The organism is Streptomyces calvus, assembly GCF_006782915.1.
Classification (GTDB): domain Bacteria; phylum Actinomycetota; class Actinomycetes; order Streptomycetales; family Streptomycetaceae; genus Streptomyces; species Streptomyces calvus.
Map to the genome: position 1 here is coordinate 168,169 of NZ_VCNP01000047.1, position 21,374 is coordinate 189,542.

Consider the following 21,374-nt stretch of genomic DNA (forward strand, 5'->3'; position numbering starts at 1 on the left):
CGCGACCCGACCAAGGGCGCCCCTCCCTGCCGGAGGGGCGCCGTCCTCCCGGAGGATGGACCCCGTGCAGCCGACCACCACGACAGCGGACACCACGACAGCGACCACCACGACAGCGGACCCCGCGGCGACGGAACCGGCGGAACCGGCGGCGGCGCGGCTCCGCCTGGGCGAGCGGATCATGGCCGCGGTCAACCGTGACCCGTTGACTGTCCCGCACGCCGTCCGCCACGACGCGGTGCTCGCCGTGTGCACGGCCGCGCTGGCCGCTGCCCTGGCGCTGCTCGTCGACCACGGGCGCACACCCGACGCGCTCGGCTGGACCCTGCTGCTCGCGGCGCACGTCCCGCTGGCCTGGCGGCGGCGCCGGCCGCTGCTGGTGCTGCTGCTGGCGCTGGTGACGGTCGTGCCGTACCACGCCCTGGACTACAGCCACGCCGCTCCCGTCGCCGGTTCGATGGTCGCCCTCTACTCGGTCGCGTCGACCAGCACGCCCCGGCGCACCCTGGTCATCGGCACCCTGGTCATCGGCACGACCCTCACGCTGAACGCGCTCACCAATCCCGACGGTTTCGTGGAGCTGGTCCGCATCACCGGCTGGGTGGTGGCGGTGCTGGTCTTCGGTGTCGACGTCCGCTTCTACCGCCAGTACGTCGCCGCCATCGTCGAACGCGCCGAGCGGGCGGAACGCACCCGGGAGGAGGAGGCCCGCCGCCGGGTCGCCGAGGAACGCCTGCGCATCGCCCGCGACCTGCACGACCTGCTCGCCCACAGCATCACCCTGATCGGTGTGCAGACGTCCGTCGCCGCGCACGTCCTGGCCGCCGATCCCGAGCGGCTCGACCGGGAGACCGTCGCCAAGGCCCTCGACGACATCGCGGAGACCTGCCGGACGGCGCGCGGTGAGCTGCGTACGACGCTGGAGGTGCTGCGCGACAACGGGTCCGGGGACGCGCGCGGCCCGCTGGCCGGCATCGACGGCGTGCCGGATCTGGTGGAGGCGGCGCGTTCGTCGGGCGCCCGGGTGGAGCACGAGGTCCGGGTCGGTGACGCGGTGCCGCCGGCGGTGGGTGCGGCCGTCTACCGTCTGGTGCAGGAGGCGCTGACCAACGCGGTGCGGCATGCCGGGCCCGAACCGGCGGTCCGGGTCGACCTGCGGGAGGCGGACGGCGTGCTGCGGCTGTCCGTCGTCGACGACGGCACCGGTCCCACGCCCGGTGGCGTTCCCGGCTTCGGCCTGGTCGGCATGCGGGAACGGGCCCGCAGTGTCGGTGGCACACTCGACGCCGGGCCGCGTGAGGGCGGCGGCTACCAGGTCACCGCGACGCTGCCGCTCGGCGCGGCGACGCCCGCGACACGGGAGGGAACGGGATGACCGTCCGCGTGCTGCTCGCCGACGACCAGACGCTGGTGCGGGAGGCGTTCGCGATGCTCGTCGAGTCGGCACCCGACATGGAGGTCGTCGGGCAGGCGGCCACCGGCCGGCAGGCGGCGGAACTGGCCCGCACGGAGCGGGCCGACCTGGTCGTCATGGACATCCGGATGCCGGACCTCGACGGCATCGAGGCGACGCGTCTGATCGCGGCCGACGACGATCTCGCCGGTGTGAAGGTGCTGGTCCTCACCACCTACGACACCGACGAGAACATCGTGGACGCGTTGCGCGCCGGCGCGTCCGGGTTCCTGGTGAAGGACACCCGGCCCGCCGAACTGCTGGACGCGATCCGTACGGTGGCCGCCGGGGAGGCGCTGTTGTCGCCGGGGCCGACGGCCCGGCTGATCGAGCGGTTCCTGCGCAGTCCGGCCGCGCCGCCGACCGCCGGTCCCGAGTGCCTGTCGGACCGGGAGCGGGAGGTGCTGGCGCTGGTCGCGCGCGGCTTGAACAACACGGAGATCGCCGAGTCGTTGGGACTGAGTCCGCTCACCGCGAAGACCCACGTCAGCCGCATCATGGGCAAGCTCGGCGCGCGGGACCGGGCCCAACTGGTCATCGTGGCGTACGAGTCGGGGCTGGTGACGCCCGGCGGTTCGTGAACCGGCGGCTCACAGGGTGTGGTTGAGCCACCGCTGGATGGTGGTGTTGATGCTGCCGGACAGCGCGCTCAGGCTTTCGATGGCTTCGCGGTCCTCGGGGGCGGGCGGGATGCCGGCGGCGGTCAGCGCGGCGTGCAGTTCCAGGCGGCGGCGGTCGCGCGGGTCGAGGGCGATGTCGAGCCGCTCGGCCGGGCGCGGCGGCGGCAGCAGGTAGTCGCCGTCCCGCTGCCCCTCCGCCGGGGGCCACCGGACGGAGTCCGCGCCGCCGGCCGCGGTGCAGGGGTCGACGAAGGCATGCTTCGGGCCGTACTCGAAAGCGGTGGCGGTCATGTCGGTCTCCTCACCAAGCAGTGCCGGTTCTGCAGGACAGGAGGCCGCCCGCGCCCGCCCCGGTTGCGGTCCCGGCACGGCGTCAGCCCATTGGCGTCATCGGCAGTTCATCGTCCGGTCGGACGAACGGCCCGGGGTGCGGGTGTGCCGTCCTGGGGGCAGTACGTGTCCCGGTCGGGGCGTGCGCCGGTGGCGAGGAAGCGGGAGACGGTGCGGTCGCCGCAGGCGTTGCCCTCGGCGAGGTAGGCGTGGTGGCCGGTGGAGTCGACGGTGACCATGACCGCCCGCCGTCCGAACGCCTCGCGGAGCTTCCACGCACCGCCGAGCGGAGTGGCGACGTCCCGTCGGTTCTGCACCAGGAGGATGTTGGACGGCCCTCGGCCGGTGATCCGCACCGGGGCCTCGCGGGGCTGGTGGGGCCAGGCGGCGCACGGGAGCGCGTTGCGGGGCATGCCGGCGGTGAGCGGGTACTCGGCGCGGCTGTCGGCGACGCCCTTCTCGTACACGGCGGGCGAGGTGGGCCACGCCACGTCGTTGCAGAGCGTCCCGACGCCGACGGCGGTCACGTTCTGCACGACCGACTCGGGCGGGGCGGGCGGCACGGGCGGCACGGTGCCCTGCCGGGCCGCCCGCATCAGCTGCGCGAGGGCCGGGTACCTGCCCGGCCGGTAGAGGCTGTCCAGCATGGTCTGGCGCAGCACGTTGCCGTTCAGTTCCCCGGCGTCGGCGCCGGGCCAGGGGATCGGCTCGCGGTCGAGGCGGGCGGCGAGCCGCAGGAACAGCGGACGTACCTCCGCGGCCGTCTCCGCGACCCGGTCCGGGTTGCCGGGCTTCGACGCCCACGCCGCGAAGTGCGGGAAGACGTCCTCGACGCCTTGTTCGTGTGCGGCGAGCCAGGCGCGGTTCGCCCGGACCGGGTCGGGGTCGTCGTTGCTGTCCAGCACGATCCGGTCGGTGCGGTGCGGGAACATCTGGCTGTACACGGCGCCCACGTACGTCCCGTACGACACGGCCCACGCGGAGATCTTCCGCTCTCCGAGCGCGGCCCGGACGCGGTCGAGGTCGCGGGCGTTGTTGCGGGTGTCGAGGTGACGGATCAGCTCTCCGCCGTTGTGGGCGCAGGCGGTGGCGAGGCGTTCGGCGGTGGCCATGTTCCGGCCGATGGAGCCGTCCGGGGCGGGCCAGGGGCGCAGCTTGGCGGCGGCGAGGTCGGTGGGCTCCAGCTTGCAGTCGACCGAGGTGGACGGTGCGAGGCCGCGGGGCGCGAACCCGATGAGGTCGTACTGGTCACGGATCTCCCGGGGCAGTTTCTGCCCCTTGCCGGAAGGGTCGTCGATGCTGGAACCGCCCGGCCCGCCCGGGATGAGGAGCAGGGCGCCGTGCCTGCTGTCCGGGTTCTCGGCGGGTATCCGGGACAGGGCGAGGGAGATCTGCGGGCCGGTCGGGTCGGCGTGGTCCATGGGGACCCGGAGCGTGGCGCACTCCTGACGGGCGTCGGCCGTGGCGCTCGTGCCCGCGCAGGGGGCCCAGGTCAGCGCGGGCCGCGCCGCGGTGCCGGGTACGGCGTCGGCGGTCAGCGGCGGCAGCAGGGCGACCAGCAGGGCGGCGGGTACGGCCGTGAGGGCGAGGGTGTGTGTGGTGGTGGGCGACATGTCCACGAGCCTCGCGGCAGCGCGCTCCCGCTCCCATCCGGGCAACGGGCGTGTCCCTACGGGGGTTTGCCCCAGGGCCTGCCGGCCAGTGGCCGTTGGGCCCGCCGGCATCTTCGCGAGTGTCGTGCTTCCGCGGGCCGGGTCAGGGACCGGCCGGGCCGAGGTCCTTGTGGACTGCCGCCCCGTACGGTCCCTCCGTCGCCTTCCCCGCTACCGGCCGACCCCGGCTATGAACTCCGCCCAGGCGACCGCCCCGACAACGATCACCGGCCCCCCGTCCACCTTGCTGTCCCGAACGGGCACGACACCCGGAACTCCGTCGGCGACTTCGAGGCAGGCTTCGCCACCGTCACCGCCGCTGTGGCTGCTCTTGCGCCAGCGGGCTTTGCTCAGCTCATACCCTCGCATCGTCTGAAGTCCTCCGCTGCCGACTCGATCAGGGCCAGGGACGCCTCCGGCGACAACGCGGCGGCCCTGATGTGATCGTATGACGCCCGGATTCGCTTCACCAGCGCCGGTTCGTCCAGCAGATTCCCCGACAGCACGGCTTCCGTATAGACAGTCGGCGGCGAGTCCTCGAACTCCAACAGCCACATCATCTTGCCCATGGCCGGATGCGCCCCCGCAGAGAACGGCAGCACCTGCAACAGCACCTTGCGCTCACCCGTCATCGCGGCGATGTGGTCGAGTTGGTGCGCCATGGTCGCCGCACCTCCCACCGCCACGCGCAGCACCGCCTCGTGCAGCACGACCCAGTACACCGGCCGCGTGGCGTCCCTCAGGAGCCGTGTCCGGTCCATGCGGCCCTTGAGCAGTTCCTCGATGTACTCGTCGGTGGCGAACGGATTGCCCGCCAGGAACATCGCCCGCGCATACTCCCTTGTTTGCAGGAGCCCGGGGACGACAGCCGGTGCGTACTCGCAGATTTCAGTGGCCAGCCGTTCCAGCTCGGCTGCGTGAGCGAAGTACTCCGTATAGGGCTGGTCCTTGATGAGCTTCCGCCAGAGCCGTTCGAAAAAGCCGTCGGTTTGCAGTGACGCGTCGATCCGCTGGGCCACGTCCAATTGCGGCTTGCGAATGGCCTGTTCGAACTGACCGATATAGCCGCCGGACACGAAGACCCGCGCCCCCAGCTCGACCTGCGTGAACCCCGCGTCCTCCCGTCGGCGCTTCAGCTCCGCACCGAAGAACTCCCAGGCCGCTTGCCGTGAACCATTGGCCACAACCAACCCCCTTGTACTGCCTCGCACTTGTAGTGCGCAAGCTCCTGCCGAGTGTAGGCGCGACGCGGCATTCTGGGCATGCGAAGAGTGAAACCGGAATAGCGAGGGGATCACCGTGAAGGCACGACACTCGGCGCTCTGCGTCGAAGAAGCGGAGGAAGTGGTGAAGGAATTGCGGGCGGCACTCGCGAAGGCCGGAATTTCCCTGCCGTCACTGGGCCTGGACCCGGTGAGTCTTGCGCGGGAGGCCCCCTGTCCGCTCGTCGAATTGGGGCGGTGTTCCGTGGAGACCGCGCGCAGGATCGCGGCGGCGGTGGTGCGATGAAGCCGCCCGTCGGCGCGTACGTCGTGGACACCCGGACCGAGCGGATCGGCATCGTCATGGGGCATGAGGGGCCCTATGTCCAGCTGCGACCGCACGGCGGCGGCAGGGAGTGGGACGCCGACCCGGGGGTCGTGCGGCACGCCACACCCGCGGAGCGGCTGAGCGTGGCGACGGCGTACGCCAATGCCCGCAGTCGCGGAGAGGTGCCTTGAACGTAGGCGACAATGGGTGCCATGAGTCTGTTCCGCGACGACGGCATCGTGCTGCGCACCCAGAAGCTGGGTGAGGCGGACCGGATCATCACCCTGCTCACACGCGGTCACGGCCGGGTACGCGCCGTGGCCAGGGGCGTGCGCCGGACGAAGTCCAAGTTCGGTGCGCGCCTCGAACCGTTCTCGCACGTGGACGTGCAGTTCTTCTCGAAGGGCAGCGAGCTGGTCGGACGCGGCCTGCCGCTGTGCACGCAGAGCGAGACGATCGCGCCGTACGGCGGCGGCATCGTCACCGACTACGCGCGCTACACCGCCGGGACGGCCATGCTGGAGACCGCCGAGCGGTTCACCGATCACGAGGGCGAGCCGGCGGTGCAGCAGTACCTGCTGCTCGTCGGAGGGCTGCGGACGCTCGCCCGGGGCGAGCACGCCCCGCATCTCGTGCTCGACGCGTTCCTGCTGCGCTCCCTCGCCGTCAACGGGTACGCGCCCAGCTTCACCGACTGCGCGAAGTGCGGGATGCCCGGACCCAACCGGTTCTTCTCCGTCGCGTCCGGCGGATCCGTCTGCGCCGACTGCCGGGTGCCCGGCAGCGTCGTACCCTCGCCGCAGGCCCTGGAACTCCTCGGAGCGCTGCTCACGGGAGACTGGGAGACCGCCGACGCCTGCGAGGCGCGGTACGTGCGGGAGGGCAGCGGACTGGTGTCCGCCTACCTGCACTGGCACCTGGAGCGCGGCCTGCGCTCGCTGCGGTACGTCGAGAAGTAAGCCACACAGCACACCAGCCGAAGGAGACGAGAAGCACATGGTGGTACGCGGGTTCCTGGGGCGTCAGCGCCGGGAGTACAGGACGCCGGAACCGCACCCCTCCGGCGCGCGGCCCCCGAAGATCCCCGGGGAGCTCGTCCCGAACCATGTGGCGATCGTCATGGACGGCAACGGGCGGTGGGCGAAGGAGCGGGGACTGCCGCGCACCGAGGGGCACAAGGTCGGGGCCGAGCGGGTGCTGGACGTGCTCCAGGGCGGCATCGAGATGGGCGTCGGCGCGATCTCCCTGTACGCCTTCTCCACCGAGAACTGGAAGCGCTCACCCGACGAGGTGCGCTTCCTGATGAACTTCAACCGCGACTTCATCCGCAAGACCCGGGACCAGCTGGACGAGCTGGGAATCCGGGTGCGGTGGGTCGGGCGGATGCCCAAGCTGTGGAAGTCCGTCGCCAAGGAACTCCAGATCGCCCAGGAGCAGACCAAGGACAACGACCGGCTCACCCTGTACTTCTGCATGAACTACGGCGGCCGGGCGGAGATCGCCGACGCCGCGCAGGCGCTCGCGGAGGACGTGAAGGCCGGACGGCTCGACCCGTCGAAGGTCAGCGAGAAGACGCTGCAGAAGTACATGTACTACCCGGACATGCCGGACGTGGACCTGTTCCTGCGGCCGAGCGGTGAACAGCGCACCTCGAACTACCTGCTGTGGCAGAGCGCGTACGCCGAGATGGTCTTCCAGGACGTGCTGTGGCCGGACTTCGACCGCCGTGACCTGTGGCGGGCCTGTCTGGAATTCGCCTCCCGCGACCGCCGCTTCGGCGGGGCCATCCCGAACGAGGAACTGCTGGCCATGGAGGGCAGGCAGTCCGAGAGCTGACCCCGACAACGGGACGCTAGGGTTCCGCCCATGGTTCACCAGGGGCGGGACATCATCCGGGACAGCGGCACCGACGCCGTCGAGCTGGCCTTCCGGCCGACGCGCACGGACATCCTCCGGGGCATCCAGGTCCGGGAGCGCGTGCGCGGACTGGCACCGGTGCGGTGGATCTTCACCGTGCTCTGTGCCGGGTTCGCCGCGTTCACCGCGCTCGGCGGGGCGGACGCCGCGGTGCTGACCGCACTGTCGCTGCTGACCGCGGCCCTGATCTGGGGCACGCCCCGGCTCCAGGCCAACCATGTGTTCCGGACCGTTTCCTGGCAGGGCGAGTACCGTGCCACGGTCACCGACTCCGGGATCGCGGTCGACACCGAGCACACGACACTCGTACAGCGCTGGACACTGTTCCGCGGCTACCGCGAAACCCCCGAGCACCTGGTGCTGCTCAGCCGCGACCCGAACATCCTGGTCCTGGAGGTCGCGCCCAAGCGCGGCCTGCGCGGCGAGGACGACCTCGCGCGGCTGCGGGACCTGCTCGACCGGCACCTGCCGCGCGTATGACGGGCGTCCGTGTGGCGCGCGGGCGCGCGGCGGGCGCCGTCTTCGCCTTCGCGGGACTCGTCGTGCTGTTCGGGTTCCCGGGCACCGTCGAGACGGAGTCGTTCCCGGGACTCCAGCGGAACAACGCGCCGCTCGTCGTCTGCACGCCGGTGTTCGCCGCGCTGCTCGCCGCCGGCGGACTGGCGCTCGCGGGACGGCGGTCGTACGCGGGACGGGGGCCGTCGCCGTCCTGGGCGTCCTCGTCGCGGTGCGGCTGTGGACGCTCGCACCGGTCCTGCACTGCTGGTCCCACGACAGCGTGGGCAGGAACGACGACGGCTCGTACTCCTGCGTGAACCTCGGCGACATGCTGCCCTGACGGGCGGCCGCCGCCGCGGGCTCAGCCGGCGTCCGCGGCCGCCGCGCACTCCGCGCAGGTGCCGAAGACCTCGACGGTGTGCGCCACATTGACGAAGCCGTGCTCGGCGGCGATGGCCTCGGCCCACTTCTCCACGGCCGGGCCCTCCACCTCGACGGCCTTGCCGCAGCTGCGGCAGACCAGGTGGTGGTGATGGTCACCGGTGGAGCAGCGGCGGTACACGGACTCGCCGTCGGCGGTGCGCAGGACGTCGACCTCGCCGGCGTCGGCCAGGGACTGAAGGGTGCGGTAGACCGTCGTGAGCCCGACCGAGTCGCCCTTGTGCTTGAGCATGTCGTGGAGTTCCTGCGCGCTGCGGAACTCGTCGACCTCCTGGAGGCACGCCGCCACGGCGGCACGCTGCCGGGTGGAGCGGCCCTTCACGGGCGGTCCTGCGGTCGTCACGGGAATGCCTCCTCACATCTGGCCTCTGCCCGGGCCATTGTGCCAGTCCGGGCAGAGGGCAGTCAGGCGCCGACCTCGTCGCGGTCCTTGCGGGTGGCCGGAATCGCGCACTCTGCCGGATCGCCGCCGGGTTGCGCGGCGGCCAGGGCGCGGGCGCGGCGGCGGGCCAGCGGAGCGGCCAGCGCGGTCAGCGCGATGAACGCGCCGATCGTCAGCAGCACGATCGTCGCGCCGGGCGGCACGTCCTGGTAGTACGAGGTGACCGTGCCGCCGATGGTCACGCTCACGCCGATCGCGACGGCGATGGCGAAGGTGGCGGCGAAGCTGCGGGTGAGCTGCTGGGCCGCCGCGACGGGCACCACCATGAGCGCGCTCACCAGCAGCAGGCCGACCACGCGCATCGCGACCGACACCGTCACCGCCGCGGTGATCGCCGTCAGCAGGTTCAGGAACCGCACCGGCAGGCCCGTCACCCGCGCGAACTCCTCGTCCTGGCTGACCGCGAACAGCTGCCGGCGCAGACCGACGGTGATCAGCACGACGAACGCGGCCAGCAGGCAGATCGAGGTCACGTCGGACTCGGAGACCGTGGACAGGGAGCCGAACAGGAACGACGACAGGTTCGTGGTGGAGCCGCCCGGCGCGAGGTTGATGAACATCACGCCGCCCGCCATGCCGCCGTAGAACAGCATCGCGAGGGCGATGTCGCCGCGGGTCTTGGCGTACCAGCGGACCAGCTCCATGAACAGCGCGCCGAGCACGGAGACCAGCGTCGCCATCCACACCGGCGACCAGGACAGCAGGAAGCCGAGGCCGACACCGGTCATCGCGACGTGGCCGATGCCGTCGCCCATCAGGGCCTGGCGGCGCTGGACCAGGTAGATGCCGACGGCGGGCGCGGTGATGCCGACCAGGACGGCGGCGAGCAGCGCCCGCTGCATGAAGGCGTAGTCGAGGATCTCCATCAGCTGAGCAGTCCCGTGCGGATCGGTTCGGTGCCCGCCGGTGCGTGCGGGTGTACGTGGTCGTGGCCGGGCAGCGCGTGCTGGCCGACCGCCTTCGGAGGCGGGCCGTCGTGCAGGACGCAGCCGTCGCGCAGGACGACCGCCCGGTCGATCAGGGGCTCCAGCGGACCCAGTTCGTGCAGCACGAGCAGCACGGTGGCGCCCTCGGACACCTGGTGGCGCAGGGTGTCCGCGAGGATCGCCTGGCTGGCCAGGTCGACGCCGGCCATCGGCTCGTCCATGATCAGGAGTTCGGGTGCGGCGGCGAGCGCGCGGGCGATCAGCACGCGCTGGTGCTGCCCGCCGGAGAGCGCGTCCACGGAGTCCTTGGCGCGGTCCGCCATGCCGACCAGCTCCAGGGCCTGCCGTACGGCCTCCCGGTCGGCCCTGCGGAAGAGACCGAAGCGGGTACGGGCGAGACGGCCGGAGGAGACGACCTCGGTGACCGTGGCGGGGACGCCGCCCGCGGCGGTGGTGCGCTGCGGGACGTAGCCCACGCGCGCCCAGTCGCGGAACCGGCGCCGCGGCACGCCGAAGAGGTCGACCTCGCCGGCGCTGACCGGCACCTGGCCGATGACGCTGCGCACGGCCGTCGACTTGCCGGAACCGTTGGCGCCGAGCAGGGCGACGACCTCACCGCGGTGCACGGTGAGGTCGATGCCGCGCAGGACGGGGCGTGAGCCGAGTTCTGCGCGGACGCCGCGCAGGGCGATGACGGGCTCGGTCATGCTGCCCTCCTGAGATGGGTCGGTCACTTGGCTCCCAGAGCCGTCTGCAGGGCCTTGAGGTTGGCCTCCATGACCTGGAAGTAGTCGTCGCCGCGGGACGTGTCGGTGATGCCCTCGATCGGGTCGAGGACGTCCGTCTTCAGTCCGGCGTCGCCGGCGAGGGTCTTGGCGGTCTTGTCGCTGACCAGCGTCTCGTAGAAGACGGTGGTGACGCCGTCGGCCTTGGCGGTCTTCGCGAGTTCCTTGACGCGGGCGCCACTGGGCTCCGACTCGGGGTCGAGGCCGCTGATGGCCTCCTCGGTCAGGCCGTAGCGCTCGGCGAGGTAGCCGAACGCGGCGTGCGTGGTGATGAAGACGTCGGTCTTCCTGTCCTTCAGGCCGGTCTCGAACGTGGTGTCGAGGTCGTTGAGCTTGCCGACCAGGGCCTCGGTGTTCTTCTTGTAGTCGGCGGCGTGGTCCGGGTCGGCCTTCTCGAAGGCCTTGCCGACGCCCTCGGCGACCTCGGCGTACTTGACCGGGTCGAGCCAGATGTGGGGGTCCTTGCCGCCCTCGGTCTCGTGGCTGTGCTCGTGCCCGTGCTCGTCCTCGTGGGCGTGCTCGTCGGCGTGCTCCTCGGCGTGCTCGTCGGCGTGCTCGTCGGCGTGCTCCTCCGCGTGGCCGCCGACCTCGGCGCCGTGCTCCTCCAGTGAGGTCAGCGTGGCGGCGTCGATCTTCGTCTTGATGCCGGACTGGCCGATGGCCTCGTCGACGGACGGCTGGAGGCCCTTGAGGTAGAGCGCCGCGTCGGACTCCTGGAGCTGCGCGGTCTGCTTGGCGCTGATTTCCAGGTCGTGCGGCTCCTGGCCGGGCTCGGTGAGGCTGGTGACGTTGACGTGCTCGCCGCCGATCTGCTCGGCGAGGAACGCCATCGGGTAGAACGAGGCGACGACGTCGAACTTGTCCGTGTTGCCCGCGGCGGCACTGTCCGAGGAGCAGGCGGTCAGGGTGCCGAGGCCGAGCGCGGTGACCGCGGCCAGTGCCGCCGCGGATATGTGGTGTCGTCGTACGTTCATGACACTCATTTTCAACAAATATGGAAACCGTTGTCAACAAAGCACGTGAGAGGCCTGTAGGGGGCACCGATTTGGTCGAGGGGCAGTCCACGCCGGTAACCTGAGTCATTCGCTGGAAGCATCTCGCTTCGTCGCCCGTCGTCGTAATGAAGAGAGCACCGTGGCCGCCGACAAGATCGACACCATCGTCAGCCTGAGCAAGCGCCGTGGCTTCGTATTCCCCTGCAGTGAGATCTACGGCGGCCAGCGTGCCGCCTGGGACTACGGGCCGCTGGGTGTCGAGCTCAAGGAGAACCTCAAGCGCCAGTGGTGGCGCTACATGGTGACGTCGCGCGAGGACGTGGTCGGTATCGACTCGTCCGTGATCCTGGCCCCCGAGGTGTGGGTGGCCTCCGGTCACGTCGCCACGTTCACGGACCCGCTGACCGAGTGCACCTCCTGCCACAAGCGGTTCCGCGCGGACCACCTGGAGGAGGCGTACGAGGAGAAGAAGGGCCACGCCCCGGAGAACGGCCTCGCCGACCTCAACTGCCCCAACTGCGGCAACAAGGGCACCTTCACCGAGCCCAAGCAGTTCTCCGGTCTGCTCTCCACCCACCTCGGCCCGACGCAGGACTCCGGTTCCATCGCCTACCTGCGTCCCGAGACCGCCCAGGGCATCTTCACCAACTTCGCCCAGGTGCAGGTCGCTTCGCGTCGCAAGCCGCCGTTCGGCATCGCCCAGATGGGCAAGTCCTTCCGCAACGAGATCACGCCGGGCAACTTCATCTTCCGCACCCGCGAGTTCGAGCAGATGGAGATGGAGTTCTTCGTCAAGCCGGGCGAGGACGAGAAGTGGCAGGAGTACTGGATGGAGCAGCGCTGGAACTGGTACACCGGCCTCGGCATGCGCGAGGAGAACATGCGGTGGTACGAGCACCCGAAGGAGAAGCTCTCCCACTACTCCAAGCGCACCGCTGACATCGAGTACCGCTTCCAGTTCGGCGGCAGCGAGTGGGGCGAGCTGGAGGGTGTCGCCAACCGCACCGACTACGACCTCGGCGCGCACTCCAAGGCCTCCGGCCAGGACCTGTCGTACTTCGACCAGGAGGCCGGCGAGCGCTGGACGCCGTACGTCATCGAGCCGGCGGCCGGTGTCGGCCGCGCGATGCTGGCGTTCCTGCTCGACGCGTACGTCGAGGACGAGGCGCCCAACGCCAAGGGCAAGATGGAGAAGCGGACCGTGCTGCGGCTCGACCACCGCCTCGCCCCGGTCAAGGTCGCGGTGCTCCCGCTGTCCCGCAACGCGGAGCTGTCGCCGAAGGCCAAGGGCCTGGCGCAGGCGCTGCGGCAGAACTGGAACATCGAGTTCGACGACGCCGGTGCGATCGGCCGCCGCTACCGCCGCCAGGACGAGATCGGTACGCCGTTCTGCGTGACCGTCGACTTCGACACCCTGGACGACAACGCGGTGACGGTGCGCGAGCGCGACACCATGAAGCAGGAGCGTGTCTCGCTGGACCAGATCGAGGGCTACCTGGCCTCGCGTCTGATCGGCGCCTAGCTTCCGTCCGGCACGAGCCGGACACATCGGCCCCCGGCCCGGACCCGTCAGCGGTCCCGGTCCGGGGGCCTGCGCGTTCGCGGTGAACAGGGGCTGCGGGCCTGCGCGTTCGTGGGACACCGGCTGGGGGCCGGCGCCTTCACCGCAACACGGGCCGGGGACCGGCGCGTTCCCGGGGCACGGGCCGTGGGCCCGCGCGTTCACCGGAACACGGGTGGGGCGGCCGGGCGCTCACGTCCCGGCCGGGAGCCTCATGTCCGGCCGGGAGCCTCATGTCCCGGCCGGGTGCACCGTCGCCTGGTGCGCCTCGGCGAGATGCTCCTCCGCCTTGAGCCACGGCAGGAACTGCGCGCCCCTGCGCCAGCCGCACGTGTCGCATCTGATCGTGCGCTGCACACCGGTGCGCTGGACCCGCACGACGTGTTCACGGCCGTGCAGGTCCCAGCGGCTCACCTTGCTCGAGTCGGTCCGCGGCATGACTCCTCCGGCTCCGCGTCGGGTGTCGCCGTTCGTCTGCCCCGTTCGGGAACGACCGTGCCTCCGTCCCCGTGCGGGAACGACCGTGCGCCCGTCCCGGATCGGGGACGACAAGGAGTGTGCAGCACGACGGGCGGCCGGGCGGCCGCGGGCCGGGGACGAGACCCAACCGTGACGGTCGGGACGGGAGCGGCGCGGGACCACCGGCCCGAACGGGCGGGCGGGCGCGACGAGTCGGGGCGGGGTCAGGTCCTGGCGCCGGTGGGCCGCGGGTCCTCCGCCGTCTTCAGGCGTTCCGCGGTCCGTTCCGCGGTGCGGTGGGCCCAGCGGCCCGAGGTCAGCGCGCCGACCAGCAGCACCGAGAAACCGCACGCGGCGAGGATCCACCAGCCGGGCCGCGCCGCCGACACGAAGGCGTCCGCGTACGACGAGGAGCCGACGCCGGCCGCCAGCACCGCGCCGACCACTGCCACGCCCAGCGTCTGGCCCAGCTGGCGGCTGGTGGAGGCCACCGCCGAGGCCACACCGGCCTGTTCGGTGGGCATGCCGGAGACGGCCGTGTTGGTGATGGGCGCGTTGACGAAGCCGAAGCCGATGCCGAACAGGACGTAGCCGAGGAACAGGGTGGTGTTGGACGTCTCGGCCTCGAAGAGGGCGAAGAGGAGACCGCTCGCCGTCATCGCGACGCCCGCGACCGCCAGCGGCAGGCGCGGGCCCCGGCTGCCGACCAGCCGGCCGGACAGCGGGGCGCACAGGAAGGTGGGGACGGCCATCGGGAGCATCCACAGACCCGCCTCCAGGGCGTTCAGGCCCCGGACGTTCTGCAGGTACAGCGTGGACAGGAACAGGAAGCCGCCGAGCGCCGCGAACGCGCTCACCGCGATCACGGTGGCCCCGCTGAACGGGGCGGAGCGGAAGAAACGCAGGTCGATGAGGGGTTCGGGGCGGCGCGGCTCGTAGCGCAGCAGGGCGAGCAGGGCGACGAGCGCCACGGCGGCGAACGGGGCGGTCACCGTGAGGGCGGCGTGCGGGGCCTCGATGATCGCGTACGTGAGGGAGCCGAACAGGGCGATCACCAGCAGCTGGCCGACCGGGTCGGGGCGGCGGGCCCGGGGCGCCCGGGACTCCGGGACGAAACGCCAGGTGAGCAGCAGCGCCGCGAGGCCCACCGGCAGGTTGATCCAGAAGATGGCGCGCCAGCCGACCGACTCCACCAGCAGCCCTCCGACCAGCGGGCCGGCGGCCATGGAGATGCCGACGACCGCGCCCCACACGCCGATCGCGCGGGCGCGTTCGCGGCGGTCGGTGAAGGTGTTGGTGATGATCGACATGGCGACCGGATTGAGCATCGAGCCACCCACCGCCTGCACCATGCGGAACACCACCAGCGACGACAGGTCGGGCGCCAGCGAGCACAGCACCGAGCCGGCGGTGAAGACCACCAGGCCGGCCATGAAGACCCGTTTGCGGCCGATCCGGTCGGCGGTGGAGCCCGCGAGCATCAGCAGCGAGGCCAGGACGAGCGTGTACGCGTCGATGGTCCACTGCAGGCCCGAGGTGGTGGCGTGCAGTTCCCGCTGCATGGCGGGCAGGGCGACGTTGAGGACCGTGTTGTCCAGGCTCACGATCAGCAGGCTCATGCAGCAGATCGCGAGCACCAGCATGCGTCGGCCGTGGCTGAGCTCGGGCATGGGCGCCATCGTACGCCCGTGTCGATAGTGCGGCTAACTAATGACTGTTACACCGGGTCGGTGGGTGCGGTCCGCCGGGCGCCCGTCGGGACGCGCGAGGAGATGCGGGAGAATGGGGGAATGTCCACGCCCCTGTCGACGACGCACCCGACCCTGCAGATCGGCCCGCACCCGGTGCGGCCGCCCGTCGTGCTGGCCCCCATGGCCGGGATCACGAACGCGCCCTTCCGCACCCTGTGCAGGGAGTTCAGCGGTGGCAAGGGCCTGTTCGTCAGCGAGATGATCACCACCCGGGCGCTGGTCGAACGCAACGAGAAGACGATGCAGCTGATCCGGTTCGACGCGACCGAGAAGCCGCGCTCCATCCAGCTGTACGGCGTCGACCCGGCGACCGTCGGCAAGGCCGTCCGCATGATCGCGGAGGAGGACCTCGCCGACCACATCGACCTCAACTTCGGCTGCCCGGTGCCCAAGGTGACCCGCAAGGGCGGCGGCTCGGCCCTGCCCTACAAGCGCAACCTGCTGCGCTCCATCCTGCGCGAGGCCGTCGCCGGGGCCGGGGACCTGCCGGTGACGATGAAGATGCGCAAGGGCATCGACGACGACCACCTGACCTATCTGGACGCCGGGCGGATCGCGGTCGAGGAGGGTGTGACCGCCATCGCGCTGCACGGCCGCACCGCCGCCCAGCACTACGGCGGCACCGCCGACTGGGAGGCCATCGCCCGGCTGAAGGAGCACGTCCCGGAGATCCCGGTGCTCGGCAACGGCGACATCTGGTCGGCCGAGGACGCGCTGCGGATGGTGCGCGAGACGGGCTGCGACGGCGTGGTCGTGGGCCGCGGCTGCCTGGGGCGGCCGTGGCTGTTCGCGGACCTGGTGGCCGCCTTCGAGGGCCGTACGGAGGACTTCGTACGGCCCACCCTGCGCGAGGTGGCCGACGTCATGGTCCGGCACGCCACGCTGCTCGGCGAGTGGATCGGCGACGAGTCCCGCGGGGTGATCGACTTCCGCAAGCACGTCGCCTGGTACCTGAAGGGCTTCGCGGTCGGCTCCGAGATGCGGGGGCGCCTCGCGGTCACCTCCTCGCTGGAGGAACTGCGGTCCGGACTGGACGAGCTGGACCTCGACCAGCCCTGGCCGGCCGGCGCCGACGGGCCCCGCGGCCGTACGTCCGGCAACAACCGTGTGGTGCTGCCGGACGGCTGGCTGAAGGACCCGTACGACTGCGCGGGCGTGACCGAGGACGCGGAGCTCGACACCTCCGGCGGCTGACCGGCGCGGCAGGGAAGGGGGGGCAACAGATTGCCGTGGGCCCCTTCCGCTTTCCGTGGCCGGCCCCCCTCCGGGGCGGGCGTTCCCGGCGCCCTGGAGTGGGGGACGGGCGCGGCGGGAGGGGCGGACCCGGTGTGGGGGCCCGGGTCCGCCCGGCCTTCCGTACGGGCGGGGCGGCCGGTGCGTTCATCCGGGGCGGGGACGGGTGGCGACGGACGGGGGCGGGCGCCGACAGGGAGGGGTCGGGAAGGGGCCGGGAGAGGGGCGGGAGAGGGTCCGCATGGTGAAATCCGGCCCGGTGTGGCAGCGTGATTCTCGCCACCCTTGATAAGTGTTGCGCTCAGATGAGCGAATGATGAGCGGTTGCACTTCTCAAAGGGTGGCACTCAGTGCCACCTGTTGATCGTTCATCGAGCGAACTCAGACGTGGAGTTTGTCGCTCATATGAGCGTCAATGAGGTTGCTCGGAGGTTGTTGCGTTCAAGAAGTGAAAACACTCGGCTGTGACCGCTTGCCAAGCTTTGACTTTCGATCCGCTGGCGGACGAGTGGTTACAGGCGCATGACGCGCAAGTAGACGTACCCAGGTGCCTTTGATCTGGGTACATTCCTCGCCGTCAGGGCAGCCACCGCGTCCTCGAGGAGTCGAGACCCGTGTCGGAAAACAAAGATCACCATGGAGCTCAGTCGGGCACGAGCGTTGAGGGCGTGAAGTTCGTTTACGACTTCACCGAGGGCAACAAGGAACTCAAGGACCTGCTCGGCGGCAAGGGTGCCAACCTCGCCGAGATGACCAACCTGGGCCTTCCCGTCCCGCCCGGCTTCACCATCACCACGGAGGCCTGCAAGGTCTACCTGGACAGTGGCGAGGAGCCGGCGGCACTGCGTGACGAGGTGAGTGCGCACCTCGACGCCCTCGAGACGAGGATGGGCAAGAAGCTCGGACAGGCCGACGACCCCCTCCTCGTGTCGGTCCGCTCCGGAGCCAAGTTCTCCATGCCGGGCATGATGGACACCGTCCTCAACATCGGCCTCTCCGACAAGTCCGTGCAGGGCCTCGCGAAGCAGGCCGGCGACGACCGGTTCGCGTGGGACTCCTACCGGCGCCTCATCCAGATGTTCGGCAAGACCGTCCTCGGCGTCGACGGCGAACTCTTCGAGGACGCGCTGGAGGCGGCGAAGGCGGCCAAGAAGGTCACCGTCGACACCGAGCTGGAGGCCGCCGACCTCAAGAAGCTCGTCACCAGGTTCAAGAAGATCGTCAAGACCGAGGCCGGCCGGGACTTCCCGCAGGACCCGCGCGAGCAGATGGACCTCGCCATCAAGGCCGTCTTCGACTCCTGGAACGGCGACCGCGCCAAGCTCTACCGCCGCCAGGAGCGCATCCCGCACGACCTCGGCACCGCCGTCAACGTCTGCTCCATGGTCTTCGGCAACCTCGGCCCGGACTCCGGCACCGGCGTCGCCTTCACCCGCGACCCGGCCTCCGGCCACCAGGGCGTCTACGGCGACTACCTGCAGAACGCGCAGGGCGAGGACGTCGTCGCGGGCATCCGCAACACCGTGCCGCTCGCGGAGCTGGAGTCGATCGACAAGAAGTCGTACGACCAGCTGATGCAGATCATGGAGACGCTGGAGAACCACTACAAGGACCTCTGCGACATCGAGTTCACCATCGAGCGCGGCCGGCTGTGGATGCTCCAGACCCGCGTCGGCAAGCGCACCGCGGGCGCCGCGTTCCGCATTGCCACGCAGCTGGTGGACCAGGGCCTGATCGACGAGGCCGAGGCGCTCACCCGCGTCAACGGCGCCCAGCTCGCGCAGCTGATGTTCCCGCGCTTCGACGAGAGTGCCAAGGTCGAGCAGGTCGGGCGCGGCATCGCGGCGTCCCCGGGCGCGGCGGTCGGCAAGGCGGTCTTCGACTCCTACACGGCCGTCAAGTGGTCCCGTTCCGGCGAGAAGGTCATCCTGATCCGCCGCGAGACCAACCCGGACGACCTCGACGGCATGATCGCGGCGGAGGGCATCCTCACCTCGCGCGGCGGCAAGACCTCCCACGCGGCCGTCGTCGCGCGCGGCATGGGCAAGACCTGTGTCTGCGGTGCGGAGGAGCTGGAGGTCGACACCAAGCGCCGCCGGATGACCGTGCCCGGCGGGCACGTCGTCGAGGAGGGCGACGTCGTCTCCATCGACGGCTCCACCGGCAAGGTCTACCTCGGTGAGGTGCCGGTCGTGCCGTCGCCGGTCGTGGAGTACTTCGAGGGCCGGATGCACCCGGGCGCCGACGACGCCGACGAACTGGTCGAGGCCGTGCACCGGATGATGGCCTTCGCCGACCGCAAGCGCCGGCTGCGGGTGCGCGCCAACGCCGACAACGCCGAGGACGCGCTGCGCGCCCGCCGCTTCGGCGCCCAGGGCATCGGCCTGTGCCGCACCGAGCACATGTTCCTCGGCGACCGGCGCGAGCTGGTGGAGCGGCTGATCCTGGCCGACACCGAGGCCGAGCGCGAGGAGTCGCTGAAGGCGCTGCTGCCGCTGCAGAAGCAGGACTTCGTGCAGCTCTTCGAGTCGATGGACGGCCTCCCGGTCACCGTCCGCCTCCTCGACCCGCCGCTGCACGAGTTCCTGCCCGACATCACCGAACTGTCGGTCCGTGTCGCCCTCGCCGAGTCCCGGCAGGAACCCCACGAGAACGAACTCCGCCTGCTCCAGGCCGTGCACCGCCTGCACGAGCAGAACCCGATGCTGGGCCTGCGCGGCGTCCGCCTCGGCCTGGTCATCCCGGGCCTGTTCACCATGCAGGTACGGGCCATCGCGGAGGCCGCCGCCGAACGCAGGGCCGCCAAGGGCGACCCGCGCGCGGAGATCATGATCCCGCTGGTGGGCACCGTCCAGGAGCTGGAGATCGTCCGCGAGGAGGCCGACAAGGTCATCGCCGAGGTCGAGGCGGCCACCGGCACCGAACTCAAGCTGGCCATCGGCACGATGATCGAGCTGCCGCGCGCCGCGCTGACCGCCGGCCAGATCGCCGAGGCGGCGGAGTTCTTCTCCTTCGGCACCAACGACCTCACCCAGACGGTGTGGGGCTTCTCCCGGGACGACGTGGAGGCCAGCTTCTTCACCGCCTACCTGGAGAAGGGCATCTTCGGGGTGTCGCCGTTCGAGACGATCGACAAGGACGGCGTCGGCTCCCTGGTGAAGCTCGCCGCCCGGGCCGGCCGCGCCACCCGCCCCGACCTGAAGCTCGGCGTCTGCGGCGAGCACGGCGGCGACCCGGAGTCGGTCCACTTCTTCCACGAGGTCGGCCTGGACTACGTCTCCTGCTCCCCGTTCCGCATCCCGGTCGCCCGCCTGGAGGCCGGCCGCGCGGCGGTCACCTCGGCGGGCAGCGACCACCGCTGACCCCTTCCGGGGCGGCGACCAGCCCCGGAGCCGTTGTCTGTCACCCGACCACCCTCACCGATCGGCAGCGGCTCCGGACCACGAGAAGAGGGCGGCACCCTTGTGCGGGGGTGCCGCCCTCTCGCGTGCCCGGCACCGGTGCCGGATCGGCGACCGCCCGGGGTCAGTTGCGGAAGGGGCCCGTCACCTCGTAGGTGATGCCGCCGGAGGAGGTGCCGGTCGTGCCGCGCTGGCTGGAGAAGTACAGGCGGCTGCCGTCGGGGGAGAAGGCGGGACCGGTGATCTCCGAGCCCGACTGGCCGGCGATGCGCAGGAACGGGGCCACCACGTCGTCGGGCGTGATGACGCAGATCTCCATGTTCCCGCCGTCCTCGGCGACGAACAGGTCGCCGGAGGCGGAGCCGGTGACGTTGTCGACGCCGGTCAGCGGAGCCGTGCCGCTCACCAGCGAGTCGTCGTAGGCGAGTTCGACGGTCTGGGCGGCCGCGTTGTACTGCCAGACGCGGTTGTCGCCCTTGGTGGTGAACCAGCAGGTGTCGTTCGCGTAGTAGCAGCCCTCGCCGCCGTTGAAGCGCTTGGCGCCGGAGACCTGGTTGCGGGTGGCGGTCGCGCCGGACGGGTCCGGGACCTTAGCCCAGCTCACCGGGCCGCTGGTGCCGCTGCCCGCGACCAGCACCTCCAGCGTGCCCGACGACAGGTCGCCCCACGTGGTGGGCCGGAAGCGGTAGAAGCAGCCGTCCGACACGTCCTCGGTCAGGTAGATGACCTTGCGGACCGGGTCGGCGGCGGCCGCCTCGTGCTTGAAGCGACCCATGGCGTCACGGCGGACGGCCGCCTTCACACCCCACGGGTCGGTCTCGTACACGTAGCCGCGGTCCACCTCCTCGCAGGACAGCCAGGTGTTCCACGGGGTCTTGCCGCCCGCGCAGTTCTGCCGGGTGCCGGACAGGATGCGGTACGCGCCGGTGACGGCACCGGTGGCCGAGAACTTCAGCGCGCTCGCGCCGCCCGAGGGGTTGATCTCCGAGTTGGAGACGTAGATCCAGCCCGAGCCGTCCGCGTAGCAGGCGCCGCCGTCGGGCGCGTTGTGCCAGGTGTACGAGGTGCCGGTGACCGTTCTGCCGGAGCGGGCGACGACCCGGCTGGTGAAGCCCGCGGGCAGGCTGATGCCGTTGGCGTCCGCCGCGCCGAGCGGCCCGTACGGGCCGGTGCCGGGCTGGGCGGGTGCGGCGTACGCCGCGCCGCGCCACAGGGTCCCGCCGAGCACGGCGGAGGTACCGCCGACGGCGGTCGCACGAAGGAAGGTACGACGTTCCACTGTCGCTCCAAGAGGTGCCGTGACCGTCCCGCCGCCGGTCGGCGGCGGGGGCGTGCGAGCAGCGAACCTAGGGGAGCGGAATGGACGCTTCATGGCCGGGG

General features: G+C 71.1%; 21 protein-coding genes. 10 read left to right on the forward strand and 11 right to left on the reverse strand.

Annotated elements, in window-relative coordinates; genetic code table 11:
- Positions 1-55 precede the first annotated feature (55 nt).
- Together FGW31_RS23455 and FGW31_RS23460 are read left to right on the forward strand one after the other, a co-directional pair.
- On the forward strand, positions 56-1,375 hold the full coding sequence (locus FGW31_RS23455) for a sensor histidine kinase (RefSeq protein WP_373303329.1): 1,320 nt from the start codon (positions 56-58) through the stop codon (positions 1,373-1,375).
- Positions 1,372-2,034 (forward strand): response regulator transcription factor, encoded by a 663-nt coding sequence (locus tag FGW31_RS23460; RefSeq protein WP_142195455.1) that lies wholly within the window; start codon positions 1,372-1,374, stop codon positions 2,032-2,034. Before FGW31_RS23455 ends, FGW31_RS23460 begins: the two co-directional genes overlap by 4 nt.
- Positions 2,035-2,043: 9 nt before the next feature.
- On the opposite strand, the gene FGW31_RS23465 is transcribed toward FGW31_RS23460, so the two are convergent.
- From FGW31_RS23465 to FGW31_RS23480, 4 genes are all read right to left on the reverse strand, one after another.
- Positions 2,044-2,364, reverse strand: coding sequence for a hypothetical protein (locus FGW31_RS23465; protein ID WP_142195456.1), 321 nt, complete (start codon positions 2,362-2,364; stop codon positions 2,044-2,046).
- Positions 2,365-2,471: 107 nt separating this feature from the next.
- Positions 2,472-4,016: an alpha/beta hydrolase gene (locus FGW31_RS23470; protein ID WP_142195457.1), complete on the reverse strand. Its 1,545-nt coding sequence runs from the start codon at positions 4,014-4,016 to the stop codon at positions 2,472-2,474.
- Positions 4,017-4,226: 210 nt separating this feature from the next.
- Complete coding sequence (locus tag FGW31_RS23475) at positions 4,227-4,424, reverse strand: DUF397 domain-containing protein (RefSeq protein ID WP_142195458.1); 198 nt, start codon at positions 4,422-4,424, stop codon at positions 4,227-4,229.
- Positions 4,406-5,239, reverse strand: a complete 834-nt coding sequence (locus FGW31_RS23480; protein WP_142195459.1) for a helix-turn-helix domain-containing protein — start codon at positions 5,237-5,239, stop codon at positions 4,406-4,408. Before FGW31_RS23480 ends, FGW31_RS23475 begins: the two co-directional genes overlap by 19 nt.
- 115 nt (positions 5,240-5,354) lie before the next feature.
- Between FGW31_RS23480 and FGW31_RS23485 the strand changes: the two genes are divergently transcribed.
- The 5 genes from FGW31_RS23485 to FGW31_RS23505 are packed head-to-tail and all read left to right on the forward strand — an operon-like array spanning position 5,355 to position 7,982.
- Entirely contained in the window at positions 5,355-5,564 is a 210-nt protein-coding gene (locus FGW31_RS23485; protein ID WP_142195460.1) for a hypothetical protein, read from the forward strand.
- Positions 5,561-5,776, forward strand: coding sequence for a hypothetical protein (locus FGW31_RS23490; protein WP_142195462.1), 216 nt, complete (start codon positions 5,561-5,563; stop codon positions 5,774-5,776). Before FGW31_RS23485 ends, FGW31_RS23490 begins: the two co-directional genes overlap by 4 nt.
- Before the next feature lie 21 nt (positions 5,777-5,797).
- Entirely contained in the window at positions 5,798-6,544 is a 747-nt protein-coding gene (recO, locus tag FGW31_RS23495) for a DNA repair protein RecO (protein ID WP_142195463.1), read from the forward strand.
- Positions 6,545-6,581: 37 nt separating this feature from the next.
- Positions 6,582-7,421 carry an isoprenyl transferase gene (locus FGW31_RS23500; RefSeq protein ID WP_142195464.1) on the forward strand — a complete coding sequence of 280 codons (840 nt, stop codon included), beginning with the start codon at positions 6,582-6,584 and terminating at the stop codon, positions 7,419-7,421.
- A 30-nt stretch (positions 7,422-7,451) separates the two neighbouring features.
- Complete coding sequence (locus FGW31_RS23505) at positions 7,452-7,982, forward strand: YcxB family protein (RefSeq protein ID WP_142195466.1); 531 nt, start codon at positions 7,452-7,454, stop codon at positions 7,980-7,982.
- A gap of 379 nt (positions 7,983-8,361) precedes the next feature.
- Here FGW31_RS23505 and FGW31_RS23515 read toward each other — a convergent pair whose 3' ends face one another.
- The 4 genes from FGW31_RS23515 to FGW31_RS23530 all read right to left on the reverse strand — a co-directional run bounded on the left by FGW31_RS23515 (position 8,362) and on the right by FGW31_RS23530 (position 11,568).
- Positions 8,362-8,784, reverse strand: coding sequence for a Fur family transcriptional regulator (locus FGW31_RS23515; protein ID WP_142195468.1), 423 nt, complete (start codon positions 8,782-8,784; stop codon positions 8,362-8,364).
- Positions 8,785-8,846: 62 nt separating this feature from the next.
- Positions 8,847-9,749, reverse strand: a complete 903-nt coding sequence (locus FGW31_RS23520) for a metal ABC transporter permease (RefSeq protein WP_142195469.1) — start codon at positions 9,747-9,749, stop codon at positions 8,847-8,849.
- Positions 9,749-10,516, reverse strand: coding sequence for a metal ABC transporter ATP-binding protein (locus FGW31_RS23525; RefSeq protein ID WP_142195470.1), 768 nt, complete (start codon positions 10,514-10,516; stop codon positions 9,749-9,751). Before FGW31_RS23525 ends, FGW31_RS23520 begins: the two co-directional genes overlap by 1 nt.
- A 23-nt stretch (positions 10,517-10,539) precedes the next feature.
- Positions 10,540-11,568 carry a metal ABC transporter solute-binding protein, Zn/Mn family gene (locus FGW31_RS23530; RefSeq protein ID WP_142195471.1) on the reverse strand — a complete coding sequence of 343 codons (1,029 nt, stop codon included), beginning with the start codon at positions 11,566-11,568 and terminating at the stop codon, positions 10,540-10,542.
- A gap of 160 nt (positions 11,569-11,728) precedes the next feature.
- Here FGW31_RS23530 and FGW31_RS23535 point away from each other — a divergent pair, with 160 nt between their 5' ends.
- Positions 11,729-13,111, forward strand: a complete 1,383-nt coding sequence (locus FGW31_RS23535) for a glycine--tRNA ligase (protein WP_142195472.1) — start codon at positions 11,729-11,731, stop codon at positions 13,109-13,111.
- Positions 13,112-13,381: 270 nt separating this feature from the next.
- Here FGW31_RS23535 and FGW31_RS23540 read toward each other — a convergent pair whose 3' ends face one another.
- Together FGW31_RS23540 and FGW31_RS23545 are read right to left on the reverse strand one after the other, a co-directional pair.
- A complete protein-coding gene (locus FGW31_RS23540) occupies positions 13,382-13,588 on the reverse strand; it encodes a hypothetical protein (protein ID WP_142195473.1) in 207 nt (68 codons plus the stop codon).
- A gap of 245 nt (positions 13,589-13,833) precedes the next feature.
- Positions 13,834-15,279, reverse strand: coding sequence for an MFS transporter (locus FGW31_RS23545; RefSeq protein ID WP_142195474.1), 1,446 nt, complete (start codon positions 15,277-15,279; stop codon positions 13,834-13,836).
- Positions 15,280-15,399: 120 nt separating this feature from the next.
- On the opposite strand from FGW31_RS23545, the gene dusB reads away from it, so the two are divergent.
- Complete coding sequence (gene dusB, locus FGW31_RS23550) at positions 15,400-16,554, forward strand: tRNA dihydrouridine synthase DusB (protein WP_142195475.1); 1,155 nt, start codon at positions 15,400-15,402, stop codon at positions 16,552-16,554.
- A gap of 653 nt (positions 16,555-17,207) precedes the next feature.
- A complete protein-coding gene (ppdK, locus tag FGW31_RS23555) occupies positions 17,208-19,955 on the forward strand; it encodes a pyruvate, phosphate dikinase (protein WP_373303330.1) in 2,748 nt (915 codons plus the stop codon).
- Positions 19,956-20,118: 163 nt separating this feature from the next.
- Here ppdK and FGW31_RS23560 read toward each other — a convergent pair whose 3' ends face one another.
- On the reverse strand, positions 20,119-21,273 hold the full coding sequence (locus tag FGW31_RS23560; protein ID WP_142195477.1) for an alkaline phosphatase PhoX: 1,155 nt from the start codon (positions 21,271-21,273) through the stop codon (positions 20,119-20,121).
- Between the last annotated feature and the right edge of the window lie 101 nt (positions 21,274-21,374).

Excerpts from the sequence above, each read along its gene's own strand:
- FGW31_RS23455 (WP_373303329.1), top strand. The coding sequence starts at position 56 with ATGGACCCCGTGCAGCCGACCACCACGACAGCGGACACCACGACAGCG.
- FGW31_RS23460 (WP_142195455.1), top strand. The coding sequence starts at position 1,372 with ATGACCGTCCGCGTGCTGCTCGCCGACGACCAGACGCTGGTGCGGGAG.
- FGW31_RS23465 (WP_142195456.1), bottom strand. The coding sequence starts at position 2,364 with ATGACCGCCACCGCTTTCGAGTACGGCCCGAAGCATGCCTTCGTCGAC.
- FGW31_RS23470 (WP_142195457.1), bottom strand. The coding sequence starts at position 4,016 with ATGTCGCCCACCACCACACACACCCTCGCCCTCACGGCCGTACCCGCC.
- FGW31_RS23475 (WP_142195458.1), bottom strand. The coding sequence starts at position 4,424 with ATGCGAGGGTATGAGCTGAGCAAAGCCCGCTGGCGCAAGAGCAGCCAC.
- FGW31_RS23490 (WP_142195462.1), top strand. The coding sequence starts at position 5,561 with ATGAAGCCGCCCGTCGGCGCGTACGTCGTGGACACCCGGACCGAGCGG.
- recO (WP_142195463.1), top strand. The coding sequence starts at position 5,798 with ATGAGTCTGTTCCGCGACGACGGCATCGTGCTGCGCACCCAGAAGCTG.
- FGW31_RS23500 (WP_142195464.1), top strand. The coding sequence starts at position 6,582 with ATGGTGGTACGCGGGTTCCTGGGGCGTCAGCGCCGGGAGTACAGGACG.
- FGW31_RS23505 (WP_142195466.1), top strand. The coding sequence starts at position 7,452 with ATGGTTCACCAGGGGCGGGACATCATCCGGGACAGCGGCACCGACGCC.
- FGW31_RS23520 (WP_142195469.1), bottom strand. The coding sequence starts at position 9,749 with ATGGAGATCCTCGACTACGCCTTCATGCAGCGGGCGCTGCTCGCCGCC.
- FGW31_RS23525 (WP_142195470.1), bottom strand. The coding sequence starts at position 10,516 with ATGACCGAGCCCGTCATCGCCCTGCGCGGCGTCCGCGCAGAACTCGGC.
- FGW31_RS23530 (WP_142195471.1), bottom strand. The coding sequence starts at position 11,568 with ATGAACGTACGACGACACCACATATCCGCGGCGGCACTGGCCGCGGTC.
- FGW31_RS23540 (WP_142195473.1), bottom strand. The coding sequence starts at position 13,588 with ATGCCGCGGACCGACTCGAGCAAGGTGAGCCGCTGGGACCTGCACGGC.
- FGW31_RS23545 (WP_142195474.1), bottom strand. The coding sequence starts at position 15,279 with ATGCCCGAGCTCAGCCACGGCCGACGCATGCTGGTGCTCGCGATCTGC.
- dusB (WP_142195475.1), top strand. The coding sequence starts at position 15,400 with ATGTCCACGCCCCTGTCGACGACGCACCCGACCCTGCAGATCGGCCCG.